We start from the raw sequence: 17,068 nt of genomic DNA, 5'->3' as shown, positions 1-17,068 counted from the left end.
CTGGGGGCAGGGCCGGTTTTGCTCACGGGCATCAGTATCTGTAGCTCGGAACCGTGCGTTACAGAGAAGCGCGAAGCGCCCTCGATCGTGGCCCAGAGCGGCCCGAGCCGAACCGGGCGCGGGCCGCTCACGGTCGCGCCGGCTTCAGAAGTCCATGTCGCCGACGGGGGCGGCTGAAGCCTTCTCCGGCTTGTCCGCCACGACGGCCTCAGTGGTCAGGAACAGCGCCGCGATCGAAGCGGCGTTCTGCAGCGCGGAACGGGTGACCTTCGTCGGGTCCGGCACACCGGCGGCGAGCAGGTCCTCGTAAACACCCGTGGCAGCGTTCAGGCCGTGACCCTGCGGCAGGCCCTTGACCTTCTCCACCACAACGCCACCCTCGAGGCCGGCGTTGATCGCGATCTGCTTGAGCGGCGCCTCGACGGCCACCTTGACGATGTTGGCACCAGTGGCCTCGTCGCCCTCGAGCTTCAGACCCGCGAACGCAGCCTCGGCAGCCTGGATGAGAGCGACGCCACCACCGGCGACGATGCCCTCTTCAACAGCGGCCTTGGCGTTGCGCACCGCGTCCTCGATGCGGTGCTTGCGCTCCTTGAGCTCGACCTCGGTCGCGGCACCGGCCTTGATGACGGCCACGCCGCCGGCCAGCTTCGCCAGCCGCTCCTGCAGCTTCTCACGGTCGTAGTCCGAGTCCGAGTTGTCGATCTCGGCACGGATCTGGTTGACCCGACCCTGGATCTGGTCGGCGTCGCCCGCACCCTCGACGATCGTCGTCTCGTCCTTGGTGACGACCACCTTCCGCGCCCTGCCCAGCAGCGACAGCTCGGCGTTCTCCAGCTTCAGGCCGACCTCCTCGCTGATGACCTGGCCACCGGTCAGGATCGCCAGGTCCTGGAGCATCGCCTTGCGACGGTCACCGAAGCCCGGCGCCTTGACGGCCACCGACTTGAAGGTGCCTTTCAGCTTGTTCAGGATCAGCGTGGCCAGCGCCTCGGTCTCCACGTCGTCCGCGACCACCAGCAGAGGCTTGCCGGCCTGCATGACTTTTTCCAGTAGTGGCACCAAGTCCTTGACCGTGGCGATCTTCGTCGAGGTGAACAGCAGATAGGGCTCGTCGAGGACGGCGTCCATCCGGTCGGTGTCGGTCACGAAGTGCGTGGACAGGTAGCCCTTGTCGAAGCGCATGCCCTCGGTGAGCTCCAGCTCGAGGCCGAAGGTGTTGCTCTCCTCGACGGTGATGACGCCTTCCCGGCCGACTTTGTCCATGGCCTCGGCGATCAGCTCGCCGATGGTGGTGTCGGCCGCGGAGATGGACGCGGTGGCCGCGATCTGCTCCTTGGTCTCCACCTCCCTGGCGGACTTGTGCAGCTCCTCGACGACGGCCTCGACGGCCGCCTCGATGCCCCGCTTCAGGGAGATGGGGTCGGCGCCGGCGGCGACGTTGCGCAGCCCCTCGCGAACGAGGGCCTGCGCGAGCACGGTGGCGGTGGTGGTGCCGTCACCCGCGACGTCGTCGGTCTTCTTGGCGACCTCCTTGACGAGCTCGGCCCCGATCTTCTCCCACGGGTCCTCGAGCTCGATCTCCTTGGCGATGGAGACACCGTCGTTGGTGATGGTCGGCGCGCCCCACTTCTTCTCGAGCACGACGTTCCGGCCCCGCGGGCCGAGGGTCACCTTGACGGCATCGGCGAGGATGTTCAGCCCACGTTCGAGGCCGCGGCGGGCGTCCTCGTCGAACGCGATCAGTTTGGCCATTGCGGTGTCGTCCTTTCCGGACAGAGTGCGGCAGGGGTTCTCGCCGGGTGGCCGGTGCCGGTGCCCGCGACGGGTGGATCAGCCGATCCCGCCGGCACCGGCAACCCGGCTGGCACTCCGCGATGCCGAGTGCCAGCCCCACCATACACAAAAGTGCGTGTACGCAAAATTGCGTTCGCGCATGATCGTGGTTAGGCTGGCGGCATGGCAGCGCACGAACCGGACCACGACCACGACGAGCCGGATCCCGGTCCCCGCCTCGGGTTGCGCGAGCGGAAGAAGCTGGCCACCCGCGAGGCCCTCAGCGTCGCCGCGCTGCGCCTGGCGCTGGAACACGGCCCGGACAACGTGCGGGTCGACGACATCGCCGACGCCGCGGGCGTGTCACCCCGGACCTACAACAACTACTTCTCCAGCCGGGAGCAGGCCATCGTGGCCGCGGTGACGGCCGAACGGGCGTTGCGGATCGCGGCCGCGCTGCGCGCCCGTCCCGCCACCGAACCCCTGGATCGAGCGGTGATCGACACGGTCGTCGAGCAGTACACCGGTGAACCGGCCGGCGAGGCGCTGACGATGATCACCACGACACCGCGGCTGCGGGCGGAGTTCATCGAGGCCGCGTCCGCGGTCCAGTCCCCGCTCGCCGCCGCGCTGGCCGATCGCATCGGCGACACCGAGTCCCTCACCGCCGACGTGCTCGCCGCCGCGGTCTCGGCGGCCATCCGGGTCGCCATGCAGTGCTGGGTGCGTCCACCGGCCGAGAACACGCTGGCCGGCAAGGGGTTTCTGGTCGTCACGGAGAGGCCGCTGCCCGAACTGTTGCGCGAAGCCCTGGACTGCCTCGCCCCCGCCCTCCGGGCCGCCGACCCGGACGGAGCCTCCAACTGACCGTTTTGCGGCAAGGGAGAACCGGATGTCCCGTACCATCGTGCGGGTTGACGCCTCTTCCGACGCTTGGAGACATCCGTTATGGGCTATGACGATGTCGAGGCGGAACTTCGCAGGCATCCGAAAGTGCGGGAGTGCGTGGTCGCCACGATCCACACCGGGTCACGGAACACCCTCGTCGCGTACGTTGTCACCGCCGGCCGAACCGATCCAGCGGAGATCCGGGCGTTCCTGGCCACCCAGCGGGTGCGATCCGACCGGATCCCCCGGGCCGTGATAGTGGTGGACTCCCTGCCCCGCACCAGTTCCGGTGAGGTGGACCGCGAAGGTCTTCCGCTCCCGGTGCTGCCGGGACGAGCCGCAGGCGGCAAGGGGTCGCTGCCCGCGTTCGGCGATGGGCCGCCCGGGCCGGTCATGCTGGTTCTGGCAGTGATCGTCGCCGTGCCGGCGTTCCTGCTGACCAACACTTTCTGGCCGGGCTCCACCGACCTGTCGGTGGTGCCCCAGCCGTGGGCCGGGCTGTTCACCGTGCTCTATGTGGCCGAATGCCTGTCCTTCGGACTGGGGGCCGGTTTCCTGTTCCTCGGCCGCAGGCGGTTACTCGGGATGGGACGCCCGCCATGGCTGACCACGCTGGCTCACCTGTCGGTGGTCTGGCTGCTGGTCGCTTGGTGGCCGCAGGACAACTTCTACCGGCTCGCCGCCAAGAACGACTGGGAGCGTCAGGCCGCCCTCGTCTACGGGTTCAACATCACGTTGATGATCGCCGCGGCCGTGCTCGTCGCCTTCGCGGTCCGCGAGGATCGCGCAGGCTGACCTCCAGATCGCCGAACATCTCGCCCAGGGCCGCGTTCGCGCCGCGGACGACGTTCTCCGCCTCCTCGAGGATCCGCCTGGTACGCGCCGCGATCGCCACACCCAGGTAAGGGACGGGATCGAAGGCCGCCGTCGGGATGGTGACCAGCAGGGACGCGCCGAGCACCCGGCACCTCTGGGCAGTACGGGCGACGTGCTCACGCAGCGCCCCCGCCGGCAGCCGCGCACCCAGCGGCAACCGGTCGAGCGTGCGGACGAAGTGACACCCTCCTCGCAAGCGATCGAAGGCAGCCTGAAGGTGGAACGCGACAGCCGGCCCGGTGAGCCGCAGGTTGATCTCGACTGGAGCGAGACGACCTGACCGGTCAGTGACGAAATCGACGTCGTACCAACCCCGATAGCCCTCCTGAGCCAAGGCCCGGCCCACCGCGCCCCCGAACCGGACGGCCGTGTCGGTCAGCGGCTCGGCCAGAACACCGGGACCGACGGTGACTCCGCGGTAGCTGGTTTCCTCGACGTCCATCAGGCCGACGCCGACCGGGTGAACCTCGCCGTCGGAGTCGATGACTGCGTCGAAGGTGGGATTGCGGTAGGGGCCCGGTCCCTCCACGTACTCCTCCAGCAGCACGTCGCCGGCCCAGCGCCGTGCCAGGGCTCGGAGCCCTTCCGTCTCAGGGGACACGATCAGCGTGCCCGACCCGCCGACGCCGTACTCCCTCTTCAGAACCACCCGCGTCCCTCCGGCCAACTCCCGGGCGAGGGCGCGACGCGAACCGACCTGCCGTTGTGCGGGGACGACGATTCCCGGGTGCTCGGAAGCGAGCGCACGGAACAATGCGTGCGCATGCCTCTTGGACTCATACCGTCTGATGGCCGCCAGCACACCGCCGGGTGATGCGGCGATCGGTTCGAACGCCGCCGTCCGCCCCCACGGCAGCACGGGCGCTGCCCGGGAGGCGAGGCGTTCCCACAACTCCGCCCGGGCCACGATCGCCTCGGAAACCCGGCCGTCACCGGCGATCCCGCTGATCACCTCCACGTCACTCCAGCCGAGTGCGGCACTGATGTCCCGGACCCACCAATCGCCGACCTGCTGGGGAAGAACGAGAATCGCGGGCCGCGGACCGCAGAACGCGGCCAGGCACGAATAGTGGTCGGGACCCCGCACACCGCCGGCGAACTGGCCGTTGAATTCGGCGACATTGCCGACCCGGACCGCAGGTCCTCCCGCGTTCCAAACCACCGACCAGGAGGGCTCCGGACGAACCGGCCACGCCACCAGCACCGGCAGGGCACGGTCCGCGTCCTGCTGGGCAACGGTGTGTCGCTGCGCGCCCATCGCCAGGTAGAACCCCTCGGCGTTGGGGTCGGATTCGATCGTCGCCCGGGTGAACCCCAGCCGCCCCGCCGCTTCCATCACATGCTGGTAGAGCATGCGCCCCACGCCGCGGCCCATCGCGTCCGGCTCCACGAACAGCAGGCCGAGTTCACCCTCCGGCGGATCACCCTCGAAAGTGGCCACACCCAGAACCACGCCGTTCCGTTCGGCGACCACGGTGCGCCGTTCGACGACCTCACCGCGCCGAAGCCGAAGTTCATCCCGGCAGCCGGCCAGGAACGCTTCGTCATAGCCCCAATACGCCTTGGAACGCATTGTCAGCCCACTGAGCGCTTCGGCTTCGTCCGGCCGCGCCGCCCTCAGCTTCACCGGTCCGGTCAGGTCACTCATGCCAAGATGTTCTCACTGGGGCAGCAAGCGTGAGGTGCCGAACGACGATCGGCAAAGTGTGTCGAACGGGCAAACAGCTCGACCGCTCCTCGTTCGATTCCCGCCGGAGTGCGCGAGCAGACGGGCGGCAGCTGCTTCTGGTGTCCCGGCGGTCCTGCTACGCTCGTCCGCGATGACTACCTACTCCAGCAGATCGGGGGTTCCGTTCGCCAAAGGTGAGTGCTGATGCACCCTTTGACCGCGAACGAGAACTTCCGCCTCCTTTTCTGGGCGCGCGTGCGCGAGTTCGCCGTGCCGCAATCGATGATCGAGTCAGCGACTGCCCGCCGGGTGGTGGGCGACTGGGCCGGGGCCTGCGCCGCCGCGCGGGTCGATGTGGATCTGGACCTGCGAGCCGTGGGTCGTACCCACGGCGCCGGGTTGGCGGCACAGGTCCGCGCCGATCTGCGTCACCTGGCTCCTGACCTGCTTCGCTGGCATTTCCCGAGGATCAGCCCGGACGGCCTGGTGCGGCCGGGCCTCACCGTGTCCCTCGCTCGGTACTGTTCGACCACTGACAGCGGCGGTGCGATACACCTCGTGGCGCGCACGCCGCCCGCCTGGGCGAATGCCGGTCAACGGATCAGCCTCGCGCTGTGGACACCGTCCCGGCGCGACGCGGGTCCTCATCCACATCCCCGTCCCGACCGCCGTCATCGCTTCGACCTGCACCGCCACTTGTGGGACGCGCGCCGGACCGGTGAACTGCGGGAGCGGTCCGGACACGGGGTGGGCGCCTGCGCCGTGGACCGGTGGATCGCCGAAGCGGCGCTGCTGCTGCACGCGGACAGGTGCGCGGACGACGTCGTCGCCGTGCGGCTCACCAGCCGGCGCCGGCTGCTGGTGCACCTGGGCGCGCCGGGTGCGGCAGCCGGCGGCCGGGCGGTGCCGGTCCTGTCCGACGCCGCGACCTGGGTCCCGCCCGATCTGCGGTTGCTCCACGCCGGACTGATCGACGCCGACCGGCTGCACCCGCTCGTCGCCTCGGCCCTTCGACCCGGCCACCGGCCGGCCGGTGCGGCACGGATTCCGGACGGCTCGCCGAATTCGCGCTTCGTCGAATGTCGTGGTGCCACCCATCGGATCGCCGTGGTGGACGGGGTTCTTGTCCCGCTGGACCACGATTCCGCCGAGATCCGCCGCGAAGAGCTGCTGGGCGCGCTGGGCGGCACCGAGCTGCCGTGCCTGCGCGCGATCGACGAGGCGCACCGGCACCCGGAAAGCCTGGTGGACGTCCGAGCTCGGCTGGACCACGGCGACAACGCCGGCGCCCTCTCCGCCGTCGAAGGTCTGCTCGGACCGGACGTGCTCCTGCGCAGCGGCGCACTGCGCGACGAACTCGAGACGGCCGTGCGCCGGCAGGTGCTCCACGGGCTATACCGGGCCGGGCTGGCCGGATCCGGTCCGATTTCGTCCACAAAGGACAAACTCCGGCGTGCTGCGCGGATCCGGCCGCGCCACGCGACCCGTCCCTGACCTCTCACCTCTCCGCCCGCCTGGCCGGCACCCGGCCTCGAACCGACCCCAAGGTGATCAAAACTGTCTACTGCCATGGATATTTCTTCCGAAGCGGCACACCTCCGACCGCTCGACGTCGCCGCCGATCTGCTGACCCTGTTGCACGACACGACCACCGAGCCGCGTGCCGACACCCAGCTGGAAGCCTTGACACTGGCCGTGTCCGCCGATCTGCCGGTACTGCTGTGGGGCGAGCCGGGCATCGGCAAGACCGCCGCGCTGAACCAGCTCGCGGAGGCTCTCGACCTGCCCCTGACCACGGTGATCGCGAGCGTGCACGAGCCGTCCGACTTCTCCGGGCTGCCCGTGGTCGGCGACGATCCCGCGACGCAGGGGGTGCCGATGGCCCCGCCGGAGTGGGCCGTGCGCCTGGTCCGCGCCGGCCGCGGTCTGCTGTTCCTGGACGAGCTGTCCACCGCGCCGCCCGCCGTCCAGGCCGCGCTGTTGCGCGTCGTGCTCGAGCGACAGGTCGGTGCCTTGCGGCTGCCGCCGGGTATCCGGATCGTCGCCGCCGCCAATCCGCGTTCCTCCGCGGCCGACGGGTGGGAGCTGAGCCCGCCGCTGGCCAACCGGTTCGTCCATCTCCAGTGGACCTACGACCACGACGTCGTGCTCCGCGGGCTGGGCGGGACGTGGCCGAAGGCGGAGCTGCCACGGCTGGACCGGGAGCGGCTGCCCGACGCCGTGACCTTCGCCCGCCGCGCCGTCTGCGGCCTGCTCGCCGCCCGGCCCGAACTGGTTCACCAGCTGCCGAAGAACGAAGCACGCCGTGGCGGTCCGTGGCCCTCCCCACGCAGCTGGGAGATGGCGCTGCGCCTGATCGCGTTCACCACCGCGGCGGGCGTCTCCCGGGACGTGTTGTCCATGCTGGTGCGGGGTGCCGTCGGCGACGGTCCCGGTCTGGAACTGCTGGCCGGCCTGGATCGGATGGATCTGCCGGACCCCGAAACACTGCTCGCGGACCCGGAGGCGGCGGTGCTGCCCGAGCGTGGCGACCTGCGCCGGACGGTGCTCGACGGCGTGGTCGCGGCGGTGCGCAAGCGGCCGGAGCTGTCCCGGTGGAACGCGGCGTGGTCGCTGCTGGTGCGAGCGCTGGAAACCGGCGCGCCGGACCTGGTGGTCGTGCCCGCGGCCACGCTCGCCGCGCTGCGCCGCGACGACTGGCAGGTGCCGGCGGCGATCGAGCGGCTGTCCGTGGCGGTGTCGTTGTCGCGGCGGGCGGACGAGGCCGCGGCCGGCGTGGGAGAGCGCCGATGATGGACGAGGAGAAGCTGTTCGCCGCTCGGTTGCACGCCGTCCGGAGCCGGCCGTATCTCGCGACGGCCTTGTTCGCCCTGCACACGGTGGAATCCCGGCGAGTGCCGACGATGGCCGTGGACCGTCACTGGCGCTGTTACGCATCGCCGGCGTTCGTGGACCGCACTCCGCCGGCCGAGCTGGCCGGGGTCTGGGTGCACGAGGTCTCCCACCTGCTGCGCGACCACCACGGGCGCAGCGACCGGTTCGCCGTGAAGCACGAGCTGACCGGGCCGGGAGAGCGATTGCGGATGAACATCGCCGCGGACTGCGAAATCAACGACGACGTGTTCGGCGACGGCCTGGTGCGGCCCGAGAGCGCCGTCCTTCCGGCGTCGCTCAGGCTTCGCGAGGGGCAGCTGATGGAGGACTACCTGCGCGAGTTCAGTCTTGGGCCCTACACGGCCGGATACGCCTGGCTCGACTGCGGCAGCGGCGCGGACGGACTGGAGCGCGAGTGGGATCTGGGTGCCGAGGGTGCGCACGGGCTCAGCGCGCAGGAACGCGACGCCGTCCGGTTCCGGGTTGCGCACGGCATCAACGGGAGCCCCGGCGATGTCCCGAAGGGCTGGCAGCGCTGGGCGCAGGAGGCGTTCCACCCGCCGCAGCCGTGGCGAGAGCTGCTGGGGGCGGCGGTCCGTTCGGCGATGTCCGGTGCCGGGGAGGACTACACCTACGGCCGGCCCGTGCGCAGGTCGGCGAGCCTGCCCGGGGTTGTCATGCCGAGCCTGCGGCGCCGGCCGCCGCGCGTCTGCGTGATCGTCGACACCTCCGGCTCGGTGAGCGACGCCGAATTGGGGAGCGCACTCCTCGAAATCGCGGCGATCGTCCACGCGGTCGGCGGCCGGCGCGATCTCGTCTCGGTGCTGTCGTGCGACGCCGCCGCCCACGTCACCCATGAGCTGTGCCGTGCCGAGGGAATCCCGTTGGTGGGCGGCGGCGGCACGGATCTGCGCACCGGCTTCGTGAAGGTCCAGCGCGGCAACCCCCGTGCCGACGTGATCGTGGTCCTGACGGACGGCCAGACACCGTGGCCGGAGGCACGACCGCCCGGCCGGACGATCGTGGGCCTGTTCTCCCGGCCGCGTCCGGTGGACGAGAACAATCCGCACTACAGGCCGGAAGCGCCCCCTGCTTGGGCGAGAGTGGTCACCGTGGGCTGATGGGTCGACGAGCTGCACTCGGCGGGCGATGGCCTTCTACAGCGTGCCCACCGAGTGCGGGCTGCCCGCTGGACGTGGCTCAGACCCCGTTGATCCGTTCGGTGAGCTCGTCGCGGTACTCCCGCACCGCCTGAAACTCCGGTTCGTCGCCGGTCGCCCGCTTCAACGCGCCTTCCAGGATCTTCAGCCCCTGACGCTCGTCGCCGCGCGCATCCGCCTGCCTCGCGGCGTTCTCCATGGCTTTGGCGAGCTTGGTCCGCGCCTCGGGTTCCTGGGCGGCCTTGGTGATCCGGATCCAGTTGCCACCCGGATCGACGACGGTGAACCCGGTGTACCGGTCGTTGCGCAGCCGCGGCCGGGTCATCCGCGGGATGCCGGAGACGAGCAGTTTCCCGTGCACAGAACGCATCCCCGCCGCGAAGGCCTCGAACAGCTCGCCGGTGTCCGCCACGATGACCAGGCACGTGCTGTACGACTGCGCCGGGTCGTAGCCGTCCATCCCGAAGAAGTGCAGATTGATGTCCTCCCGTCGCAGCGCGACGTGCGGGTTCGGCCGCGTCTGCCGATAGGTGATCTCGAAGCCGAGCATCTCGTAGAACGACGCGATCTCATCGATGGAAGGACAGGGCAGGAGCGGAATGGTCAGTTCGTTCGCCATCGCCCGAAACTATGCCCGGACCTGTCGAAACGACACCGAGCTATTTGCTCATGCGAACAGCATGACTGTCCCCTTCGAAGGCATGACAACTTCAGTGCCAGCCGAGGTCGGCCAGCTGTTTCTCGATTTTGTCCCCAGGCCACACCGTCACCTTGTCCAACCGGCCCGACGCGGTTCGGAATTTGAGGCCGCGACCGGCACGCACCCACCACAGGCCGGTCACCTCGGCGCGGGTGATCCGGATCGTTTCGGTGCGATGGATGCGCAGCTCGATCTGGCCGCGGCTGACCAGCAGGCTGGCAAAGAGCCACGTCGCGTTGAGCCGGTTCACCTGGGCCCCGCCCTTCAGGACGAGGTCGTAGTCCTCGTCGCGCAGCGCAGCGAACTCGCGTGCGTGGGCCGGGTCCGGCGGCGGGACCCGGCCGAAAGCCCGGAACTTCTCCGGCCACCGGATCCTGATGATCACCATCACGACGGCCAGAACCACGAACGCCGGCACGATGATCCCCAACTCCGCACCAGAGCCCATCGATGTCCCTCCTGCGCGAAGTATCCCACTCGTTCTAGTCGCCGACCCCGAGACGATCCGCGTCGGGCACGGGCGACGACGTCCGGCGGACCGGAGCCGTGATCCGGGCGACGGAGCCGGCGAACCGGTGGCGCTCATCGGCAGGCAGCGCACCGGCGATCTCGGCGATCCGTTCGTCGACGTCGGCGTAGAGCGCACCGACGATCTGCTTGCCGAGAGCGGTGGCGCTGAGTGTCACCGTCCGCCGATCGTGCTGGAGCGTCTCCCGCCGCACGAGCCCGCGCCGTTCCATGCGGTCGACGAGCCCGCTGAGTGCGTTCTTCGCCGCTCCGAGCGCCTGCGCGAGCTCGCCCATGCCTTGCGGCTCATCCATGATCACGCACAGGAGAGTCGCCTGCGCAGACGTGAGGTCGTGTTCGGCGCAGATCTGCACGTACCGGCGCTGCACCAGCACCGACAACCACACGAGGTCGTTCCCGAAGCCGCTGTTCTCCGCCACCGCCACGTCCTTCCCTTCGCTTCGCGTCAGCTTACCTTGCGGAAGTTCACGACAAGAACTACTATAGTTCACATCAGGAACTAACAGTGAGCTCATGGAGCCTCACAATTGGTGAGCACGAAGAGAGAAGGATCATGGACACACAGCCGTCCGGCACGATCGCCGTCTTCGGCGGTACGGGCAAGCAAGGCGGGGCGGTCATCGACGCGCTGCTGTCCCGGGGTGCGCAGGTACGCGCCCTCGTCCGCAACCCCGGCTCCGACCGGGCGCAGGCACTTGCCGCGCGCGGGGTCGAGCTCGCGCGCGTCGAGATCGGCGACGCCGCCTCGCTGTCGGCCGCACTCGAGGGAGTGGACGCGTTCTTCTTCATGACCACACCCGAAAGCACCTCCGCCGCCGACATCGCGGCCGAGACGCCGCAGGGCGTCGCCCTCGCCGACGCGGCGGTCGCCGCGGCCGTACCGCACGTCGTGTACAGCTCGGTCGGTGGCGCGGAACGCGACTCGGGCGTGCCGCACTTCGAGACGAAGCGGCGGGTGGAGGAGCACCTCGAGAAGTCCGGCCTGCGGGTGACGGTGGTCCGCCCGGTCGCCTTCATGGACAACTTCGCGGGCATGGGGCCGAGCGTCGAGAACGGCGAGGTCGTGCTGCGCTGGCCGCTGCCCGACGGCGTCCCGCTGCAGCTGATCGCCGTGCGGGACATCGGGCAGATCAGCGCCGCGTTCCTGCTGGAGACCGCGAAGGCTGCCGGCGGCACCATCGAAATCGCGGGCGACGAGCTCACCGGCAGCCAGATCGCCGCCGCGTTCGGCGCGCACGCCGGGCTCCCGGCCCGGTACGAAGCCCTTCCCCTGCAGGTCCTCGGGGACGACGAGGACGCGCAGGCGATGTTCCGCTGGTTCGCGGAGACGCCCGCTTACCAGGCCGACTTCGAAGCGGCGAAGACGATCGAGCCGAGCGTGTGGGACCTGCCCACCTGGATCCGTTCCAGCGGCTGGACGGTCCCGGCCGCGAATCGATGACCAGCGTGGGGGCCTCCGGACCCGGAGGCCCCCACGACGTACACCCGCGCGACCGGACCGAGCGGCGCACGGAAGCCGCTCACTGGCGGTCCAAGGACGAGATCGTCGCCGAGGCCCTGCGGCGCCAGAACAACGGCGACGCAGCCGAGATTCCGGACACCGGCGGCCGGACCGCCGCCAGCCACCGCGCCCGGCGGCGTCACCCACCGAGATGACCGTCTTGACCGGGGCGGCGGCCTGTACCGTCTCTTGTGGACATCGGTCGCACACATCGCACTGGAGGACGAAGCTTTCTCGGCGACCTTCACCGAGTTCGCTTGTCCAGCAGGGAGCTACCGGGCCGAAGCCGCCATTCAGTGGCGAACGAAGGCTTCGGCCTCCTCCTTCTTCCACGCGTCGAACCAGGCGAGCCATTCCGGGCTGCAGTTCAGCGTCGGGGCGAACCGGATGACGCAGGCTCCCAGCTCGTCACGGCTCAGCGTCAGCTGCCCGGCCTTGTCCACTCGGGTGAGAGGGATCATGAGATCGCTGAACCCGGGTAAGCGAGAGCCGATCATGTGCCACGTGCCTGACCGGCTCTCACCGAGCCACGGGGCACGTTCGTAGGCGGCGAGCATCGTCGCCAGGAAGAGCAGGTAGAACCCGGTCGACGACGGGGGAAGGTCCCGTCCGATCGGGAACTGACGGCGCACGGCTGCCGGCTCGAACGGCGCCCGCGGCTCGAGCGCCGCGGGAGTCGTCTCGTCCGGTACCTCGTCCGAGGCGAGCAGTTCGGCCAGCGCCGACTTGTCGTCGAACATGGGGCGCATCTCGGCCGACAGCGGGGTGATCTCGGCTTCGGGCTCGTCGTGCCCGAAGGATCCGGAGAGCGCGGATGCCTCGGACAGCCTGCCGATGTCGGCAAGCTCCATCAACACGAGCCAGCGGAGCGGGAGCACGTAGGCCGGCGACGCGGCGATCCGCGCGAGCATGGCATGGAGATCCGGATCGAGCTCACCGGCGGAGAAGAATCGCCGGAGCAGGCCCACCAGCGGACCTGGTGTCTCATCGGGCGTGCCGTGCAGCTGCACCGACAGCAGCCCACGAGCTCCCATGGCTTCGACGTATCGCTCCATCGGCACCAGGTCACGACGGCACAGCTCCACGACCACGCCCGGATGGGAAGACGCGATCCTCGGTGCGAGGCCGACCACGGTCCCGGCCAGCGCGTCCGGCTGGGACTCCAGGCGGCGAGCCAGTTCGGCGGGCACCGTCCCGTCGGCGACCACCTGGAACAACTCGTCGACGATGGCGGCGCCGCACTCGGCGTTCACGGCGACGTTCCCGGTCAGGATCGCCCGGCAACTTCGCCGAGCTGTCGGGAAGGTGTCCGGCGGACAGGAGAGCAGCAGCGCCAGCAGCTGGGTGTCCCTGGTTCTGGTGTAGAGCAGAATCGCGGCCGTGTAGAGCCGATCGAGCACTCTCGGGCTCGGGCGCATGAACCGCAGCGAACGCAGAGCGAACTCCACCTGGACGCGACGGTCGGCATCCGACCGGTCGAGCACGAGCAGCTCCAGACAGTCGTCGATGCCGTCGGCGCGTCGTGCGTCGAACTGCTGGATCGCAATCTGGGGGACCACTTCGCTGGTGTTGAACTGGATCAGCGGCCGGATCATGCCGATGACGTCGCGTGCGCTGTTGCAGTGGCGGACGATGAAACACGCGGCGAAGTACTCGAGGAACGTGCGGTGGGTGAATCCGAAGAGCCGTTCCCCGCGTTCGGAGGTTCCGGTCTGTGCCAGCAGCCAAGCCCGCCCGGCACAGAAGTCCAGGAAGTCCTGAGCCTGCAGAGAAGCGGACTCGGCGTCGTCGACGACGTTGCGCTCGAAGTAGTCCTTGATGTTCTGTTTCAGCCTTCCTTCGGGAAGTCCGCTCTGCACGCTTCCCTGGTTGAAGAAGTTGTACGCGAGCTCTTGGATCAAGTACCGCGTCTTGGTGTTCGACTTGAACGAAATAGGTACGCGGCGCATCCGGTCCCATCGTTCGAAGAGCAGCTCGGCGCATTCTTCGTACACCTGCGGCCGGTTTTCCGGGATGAACCCGTCGTACTCGTAGATCATGCACAGCAGCGACAACATCAGCGGGTTGGTCCGCAGATCGGCGACGTGCACGCTGTCCTCGAGGAAGTTCCGCACCCGGTCGCCGGGCTCGAAGTGCCTCGGCTGAGCGACGATCCGGAACCAGCGCTGAACGTACAGTTCCAGCTGCTCGTCGGTGAAGTCGGGAAGGTAGTAGACCGGGAAGAGTGCCGGGTCGAGACGGGCGCGGAGGTAGCCCTCCTCGCGGGAAGTCACCACTACCGTGACGAGCGGATAGCGTCGGCAGAACTCCTCGATCCCGGCGACCGTCGAACGCCGCATGTCGATTTCTTCAATCTCGTCGAGGCCGTCGAAAACGATCACGCCGAGCCCCAGGAAAAGGATGTCCCGGATGGTGTCGGCACCGAACTCGGCCTGCGCCACGACGCGCAGGGTGTCGGCCAAGATGGTGAGGTAGGAGGTGGTCGGCGCCTGATGGTCCTTGAGTTCGACGACCATCGGCGCGATCGGCGTCTCGTCGTCCTGGCGCGAGGCGACACGATGGAGCAGGTTGCGGATGAAGGTGCTCTTGCCGGCCCCGGGGTGGCCGACGACGACGAAACGCCGGTCTGCCATCTCCGACTCCGCCAGCGGCGCCAGGTCGTTCGCAGCTGCGGCCGCGAAGTCCTCGACGGCCTCTGCCGGGCCGCCGGTATCCGATCGTTCGTCGGCGCCGGGGCGCGCTCGACGGGACTTGACCATTTGGAAGTGGGGTCGCGGAGTCAGCAAGCGGGCGACGTAGATCTGCTCGATGGGGACTCGGTGGTCATCACGCGAGTGCGGCATCACCATCATGGCGTACCGCGTTCGCATCGCCTGGCGGATCACGCGAACGGCGGCGTGGGCAGCGGAAGCCCGTTGCCGCTGGCCCGAAAGAGCCCATCGCTCGGATACCGCGGACGCCAGTGAGGACTCGGCGGGCGGGCTCCCGCCGAGGTTGCGAAGGCTTGTCGCGTAGAGGAAATCATCGGAGGTGAAGACATTCTCTTCACGCAGTTCCTGGAGCTGCAGGCGCACGCACGCGCACAGCTCGGACCAGAGGGACTCGGCGATCCGTTTTCCTGCGCATCGGGAAGATCGAGCTTGTCCACGAGCTCCCGGACGAAGCTCTCCCCCAGCCGGTCGCACTCTTCCGCCGTGTCCGGGCCTTCTCCGGTCATCTCCAGATAGGCGAATATCTCCAGCAGGCCGGTGCACAGACGCCCTTGCAGGTACGTGGAGATCGCGGCCTGCTGCGCGCGCACGAGCTTGACATCTCGCCAGCTCGCCGACTGCCTGACCGGCGCCGGAGCGGGACGGAGCCTCTTCGCCGCAGCTTTCCACGCGGGCGCCGACGCTCGGACCGCCATACCGCCGACGGCTTTGGCTGCGGATTGCGCGATGAGAGTTGCCAGCACCGCCGAAGACATGTCCGCGATACTACCGGCTGGACAAGCCGGACACCGGCGGTTGTACAGCGCTGTCCAGGTCGACGACGCGTTGCTTCTTCACCGGCGGTACGAAACCTCTGACCCGGCAAGAATGGGAAGCGTCCTATCGTGAACGATCATCGCGGACGGGACCTGAGTGACAGTCTCGATAGAATCGGCCGCACGGACCGCTTGACCGGCGACCGCGATCTCGATATCCCTTCGGCCAGCGCAGTACTGGCCGGTTTGCCACAGAAGGGCGACGACCACCTCATGCCCATTGGACCTGGTCTACCGGCCAACGGCGCCCAGACCGGCAACGACAGGGGCCCCGCGCAGGCACCGAAGGCGTTCATCTCCTACGCCCACGACTCGGCCGACCACAAAGACGCGGTGCTCGCGCTGGCAGAACTACTCACCAGGAAGGGTATCGACGTCATCCTCGACCAGTGGGCCGACCCCGTCCGCAAGGACTGGGGCTCCTGGGCGCTCGGGCATATCATGAACAGCGACTTCGTGATCATCGTCGCATCGCTCGACTACCAGCGGGTCGGCGACGGCCTGATCGCCACGACGAACAACCCGGGCGCGCAGTCCGAGGTCGTGGTGATCCGCGACCAGCTCCACCACGACCGCCCTGCCTGGACTCGCAAGCTGCTGCCGGTGGTGCTCCCCGGCCACAGCATCGGCGAGATCCCCCTCTTCTTGCAGCCTTTCAGCGCCGACCACTACGTCATCAGCGAGTTGACCGACGCAGGCATCGACGACCTGCTGCGGACGCTGACCGGACAACCCAGCCGAGTCCGGCCGCCGCTCGGCGCCGTGCCGGACCTGCCACCGCTGCCATCCACGCTGCCGCCCTCGGCGTTCGCTCGGGCCGCCGAGCCGGCCGTGTCAGCACCACACTGGTCGGTGTTGCCGGAGCCGATCGCCGTGACCTGGCGTGCGACCCTGCTCGACGATCGTTGGGGCGCGCAGCGTGCCGCGATGGTGGAACTCCATATCGTGCCCGATGGTGGCGACCCGTTGCCGGCCGGCCGCCTCCGCCGAGTCGGCACCACACTGGCTTCGCTGGGCCGCGGCCACGGCCTGTTCGCTGACACCGACGGGGTGACTCCTCGATCGGACCAGACCGCAGTCGTTGCCACTACCGATGGCCTCGCGGGTTCTGGCGTAGCGGTACTCCGCAGCGGCCAATGCAGCGCATGGCTGCCGTTGCCGAAAGCCAAGATCGGCTATGTCCTGGACGCGGACGACGTCGCCGGCCGCGTCACCGGATTGCTGGCCCTCCTCGCCGAATTGGACATACCCCACCCGCCGTACGTAGTGCCGACGATCGGTATCGAGCCGGCCACATCGGTCTGGGAAGGCTCCATTGGTGACACAAACCGCACCAGCGTGCAGATGTCGCTACACCAGCGCGATCAGATCCGGCTCCCGGCGGACGAACGGCTGCGCTGGGACGACGTCGTCGGGCACCCCGACGTGGTCGCCGAGGAGCTGACGATCCGATTGCTCGAGGTCTTCCGCAACGGAAACCGCTGAACTGGACAGTTCCGGTCCGCCGCGGCCGCCACTTTCGCGGGTCTCGCGGCGGAAGTCCGGGGTCCCGCCCCGACCCCGTGCGGCG

Annotated in this window: 13 protein-coding genes; 7 read left to right on the top strand and 6 right to left on the bottom strand. The window is 69.0% G+C overall.

Annotation, left to right across the window (positions count from 1 at the left end):
• Positions 1-144 precede the first annotated feature (144 nt).
• Positions 145-1,755, bottom strand: coding sequence for a chaperonin GroEL (gene groL, locus QQ657_RS00400; RefSeq protein ID WP_284739962.1), 1,611 nt, complete (start codon positions 1,753-1,755; stop codon positions 145-147).
• A 204-nt stretch (positions 1,756-1,959) separates the two neighbouring features.
• On the opposite strand from groL, the gene QQ657_RS00395 reads away from it, so the two are divergent.
• The gene (locus tag QQ657_RS00395) at positions 1,960-2,643 is read left to right on the top strand and encodes a TetR/AcrR family transcriptional regulator (protein WP_284739961.1); all 684 of its coding nucleotides are present in this window, start codon (positions 1,960-1,962) and stop codon (positions 2,641-2,643) included.
• A gap of 81 nt (positions 2,644-2,724) precedes the next feature.
• Positions 2,725-3,459 (top strand): AMP-binding enzyme, encoded by a 735-nt coding sequence (locus tag QQ657_RS00390; RefSeq protein WP_284739960.1) that lies wholly within the window; start codon positions 2,725-2,727, stop codon positions 3,457-3,459.
• On the opposite strand, the gene QQ657_RS00385 is transcribed toward QQ657_RS00390, so the two are convergent.
• Positions 3,395-5,188 (bottom strand): GNAT family N-acetyltransferase, encoded by a 1,794-nt coding sequence (locus QQ657_RS00385; protein ID WP_284739959.1) that lies wholly within the window; start codon positions 5,186-5,188, stop codon positions 3,395-3,397. The two genes, QQ657_RS00390 and QQ657_RS00385, sit on opposite strands and share 65 nt — an antisense overlap.
• A 225-nt stretch (positions 5,189-5,413) precedes the next feature.
• Between QQ657_RS00385 and QQ657_RS00380 the strand changes: the two genes are divergently transcribed.
• The 3 genes from QQ657_RS00380 (at position 5,414) to QQ657_RS00370 (ending at position 9,204) form a co-directional block, all read left to right on the top strand.
• Positions 5,414-6,703: a hypothetical protein gene (locus QQ657_RS00380; RefSeq protein WP_284739958.1), complete on the top strand. Its 1,290-nt coding sequence runs from the start codon at positions 5,414-5,416 to the stop codon at positions 6,701-6,703.
• 75 nt (positions 6,704-6,778) lie between these two features.
• Positions 6,779-8,002, top strand: coding sequence for an AAA family ATPase (locus QQ657_RS00375; RefSeq protein ID WP_284739957.1), 1,224 nt, complete (start codon positions 6,779-6,781; stop codon positions 8,000-8,002).
• Positions 7,999-9,204 (top strand): vWA domain-containing protein, encoded by a 1,206-nt coding sequence (locus QQ657_RS00370; RefSeq protein WP_284739956.1) that lies wholly within the window; start codon positions 7,999-8,001, stop codon positions 9,202-9,204. The genes QQ657_RS00375 and QQ657_RS00370 overlap by 4 nt, the downstream gene beginning before the upstream one ends.
• Positions 9,205-9,283: 79 nt before the next feature.
• On the opposite strand, the gene QQ657_RS00365 is transcribed toward QQ657_RS00370, so the two are convergent.
• The 3 genes from QQ657_RS00365 to QQ657_RS00355 form a co-directional block, all read right to left on the bottom strand.
• Complete coding sequence (locus QQ657_RS00365; protein WP_284739955.1) at positions 9,284-9,862, bottom strand: DUF8817 family protein; 579 nt, start codon at positions 9,860-9,862, stop codon at positions 9,284-9,286.
• A 91-nt stretch (positions 9,863-9,953) separates the two neighbouring features.
• The gene (locus QQ657_RS00360; protein WP_284739954.1) at positions 9,954-10,391 is read right to left on the bottom strand and encodes a hypothetical protein; all 438 of its coding nucleotides are present in this window, start codon (positions 10,389-10,391) and stop codon (positions 9,954-9,956) included.
• Positions 10,392-10,425: 34 nt separating this feature from the next.
• A complete protein-coding gene (locus QQ657_RS00355) occupies positions 10,426-10,890 on the bottom strand; it encodes a MarR family winged helix-turn-helix transcriptional regulator (protein ID WP_284739953.1) in 465 nt (154 codons plus the stop codon).
• A gap of 134 nt (positions 10,891-11,024) precedes the next feature.
• Here QQ657_RS00355 and QQ657_RS00350 point away from each other — a divergent pair, with 134 nt between their 5' ends.
• The gene (locus QQ657_RS00350) at positions 11,025-11,912 is read left to right on the top strand and encodes an NmrA/HSCARG family protein (protein WP_284739952.1); all 888 of its coding nucleotides are present in this window, start codon (positions 11,025-11,027) and stop codon (positions 11,910-11,912) included.
• Positions 11,913-12,265: 353 nt separating this feature from the next.
• On the opposite strand, the gene QQ657_RS00345 is transcribed toward QQ657_RS00350, so the two are convergent.
• Positions 12,266-15,352: an NACHT domain-containing protein gene (locus tag QQ657_RS00345; RefSeq protein ID WP_284739951.1), complete on the bottom strand. Its 3,087-nt coding sequence runs from the start codon at positions 15,350-15,352 to the stop codon at positions 12,266-12,268.
• A gap of 215 nt (positions 15,353-15,567) precedes the next feature.
• Between QQ657_RS00345 and QQ657_RS00340 the strand changes: the two genes are divergently transcribed.
• The gene (locus QQ657_RS00340) at positions 15,568-16,983 is read left to right on the top strand and encodes an SEFIR domain-containing protein (RefSeq protein WP_284739950.1); all 1,416 of its coding nucleotides are present in this window, start codon (positions 15,568-15,570) and stop codon (positions 16,981-16,983) included.
• Positions 16,984-17,068: the final 85 nt, after the last annotated feature.

It is taken from the genome of Amycolatopsis ponsaeliensis, from assembly GCF_030182635.1.
Classification (GTDB): domain Bacteria; phylum Actinomycetota; class Actinomycetes; order Mycobacteriales; family Pseudonocardiaceae; genus Amycolatopsis; species Amycolatopsis ponsaeliensis.
The sequence above is the reverse complement of the archived record's forward strand: the minus strand, read 5'-3'. Positions and strand labels throughout refer to the sequence as shown.

Coding starts and splice junctions, on each gene's coding strand:
- groL (WP_284739962.1), bottom strand. CDS start 1,755: ATGGCCAAACTGATCGCGTTCGACGAGGACGCCCGCCGCGGCCTCGAA.
- QQ657_RS00395 (WP_284739961.1), top strand. CDS start 1,960: ATGGCAGCGCACGAACCGGACCACGACCACGACGAGCCGGATCCCGGT.
- QQ657_RS00390 (WP_284739960.1), top strand. CDS start 2,725: ATGGGCTATGACGATGTCGAGGCGGAACTTCGCAGGCATCCGAAAGTG.
- QQ657_RS00385 (WP_284739959.1), bottom strand. CDS start 5,188: ATGAGTGACCTGACCGGACCGGTGAAGCTGAGGGCGGCGCGGCCGGAC.
- QQ657_RS00380 (WP_284739958.1), top strand. CDS start 5,414: ATGCACCCTTTGACCGCGAACGAGAACTTCCGCCTCCTTTTCTGGGCG.
- QQ657_RS00375 (WP_284739957.1), top strand. CDS start 6,779: ATGGATATTTCTTCCGAAGCGGCACACCTCCGACCGCTCGACGTCGCC.
- QQ657_RS00370 (WP_284739956.1), top strand. CDS start 7,999: ATGATGGACGAGGAGAAGCTGTTCGCCGCTCGGTTGCACGCCGTCCGG.
- QQ657_RS00365 (WP_284739955.1), bottom strand. CDS start 9,862: ATGGCGAACGAACTGACCATTCCGCTCCTGCCCTGTCCTTCCATCGAT.
- QQ657_RS00360 (WP_284739954.1), bottom strand. CDS start 10,391: ATGGGCTCTGGTGCGGAGTTGGGGATCATCGTGCCGGCGTTCGTGGTT.
- QQ657_RS00350 (WP_284739952.1), top strand. CDS start 11,025: ATGGACACACAGCCGTCCGGCACGATCGCCGTCTTCGGCGGTACGGGC.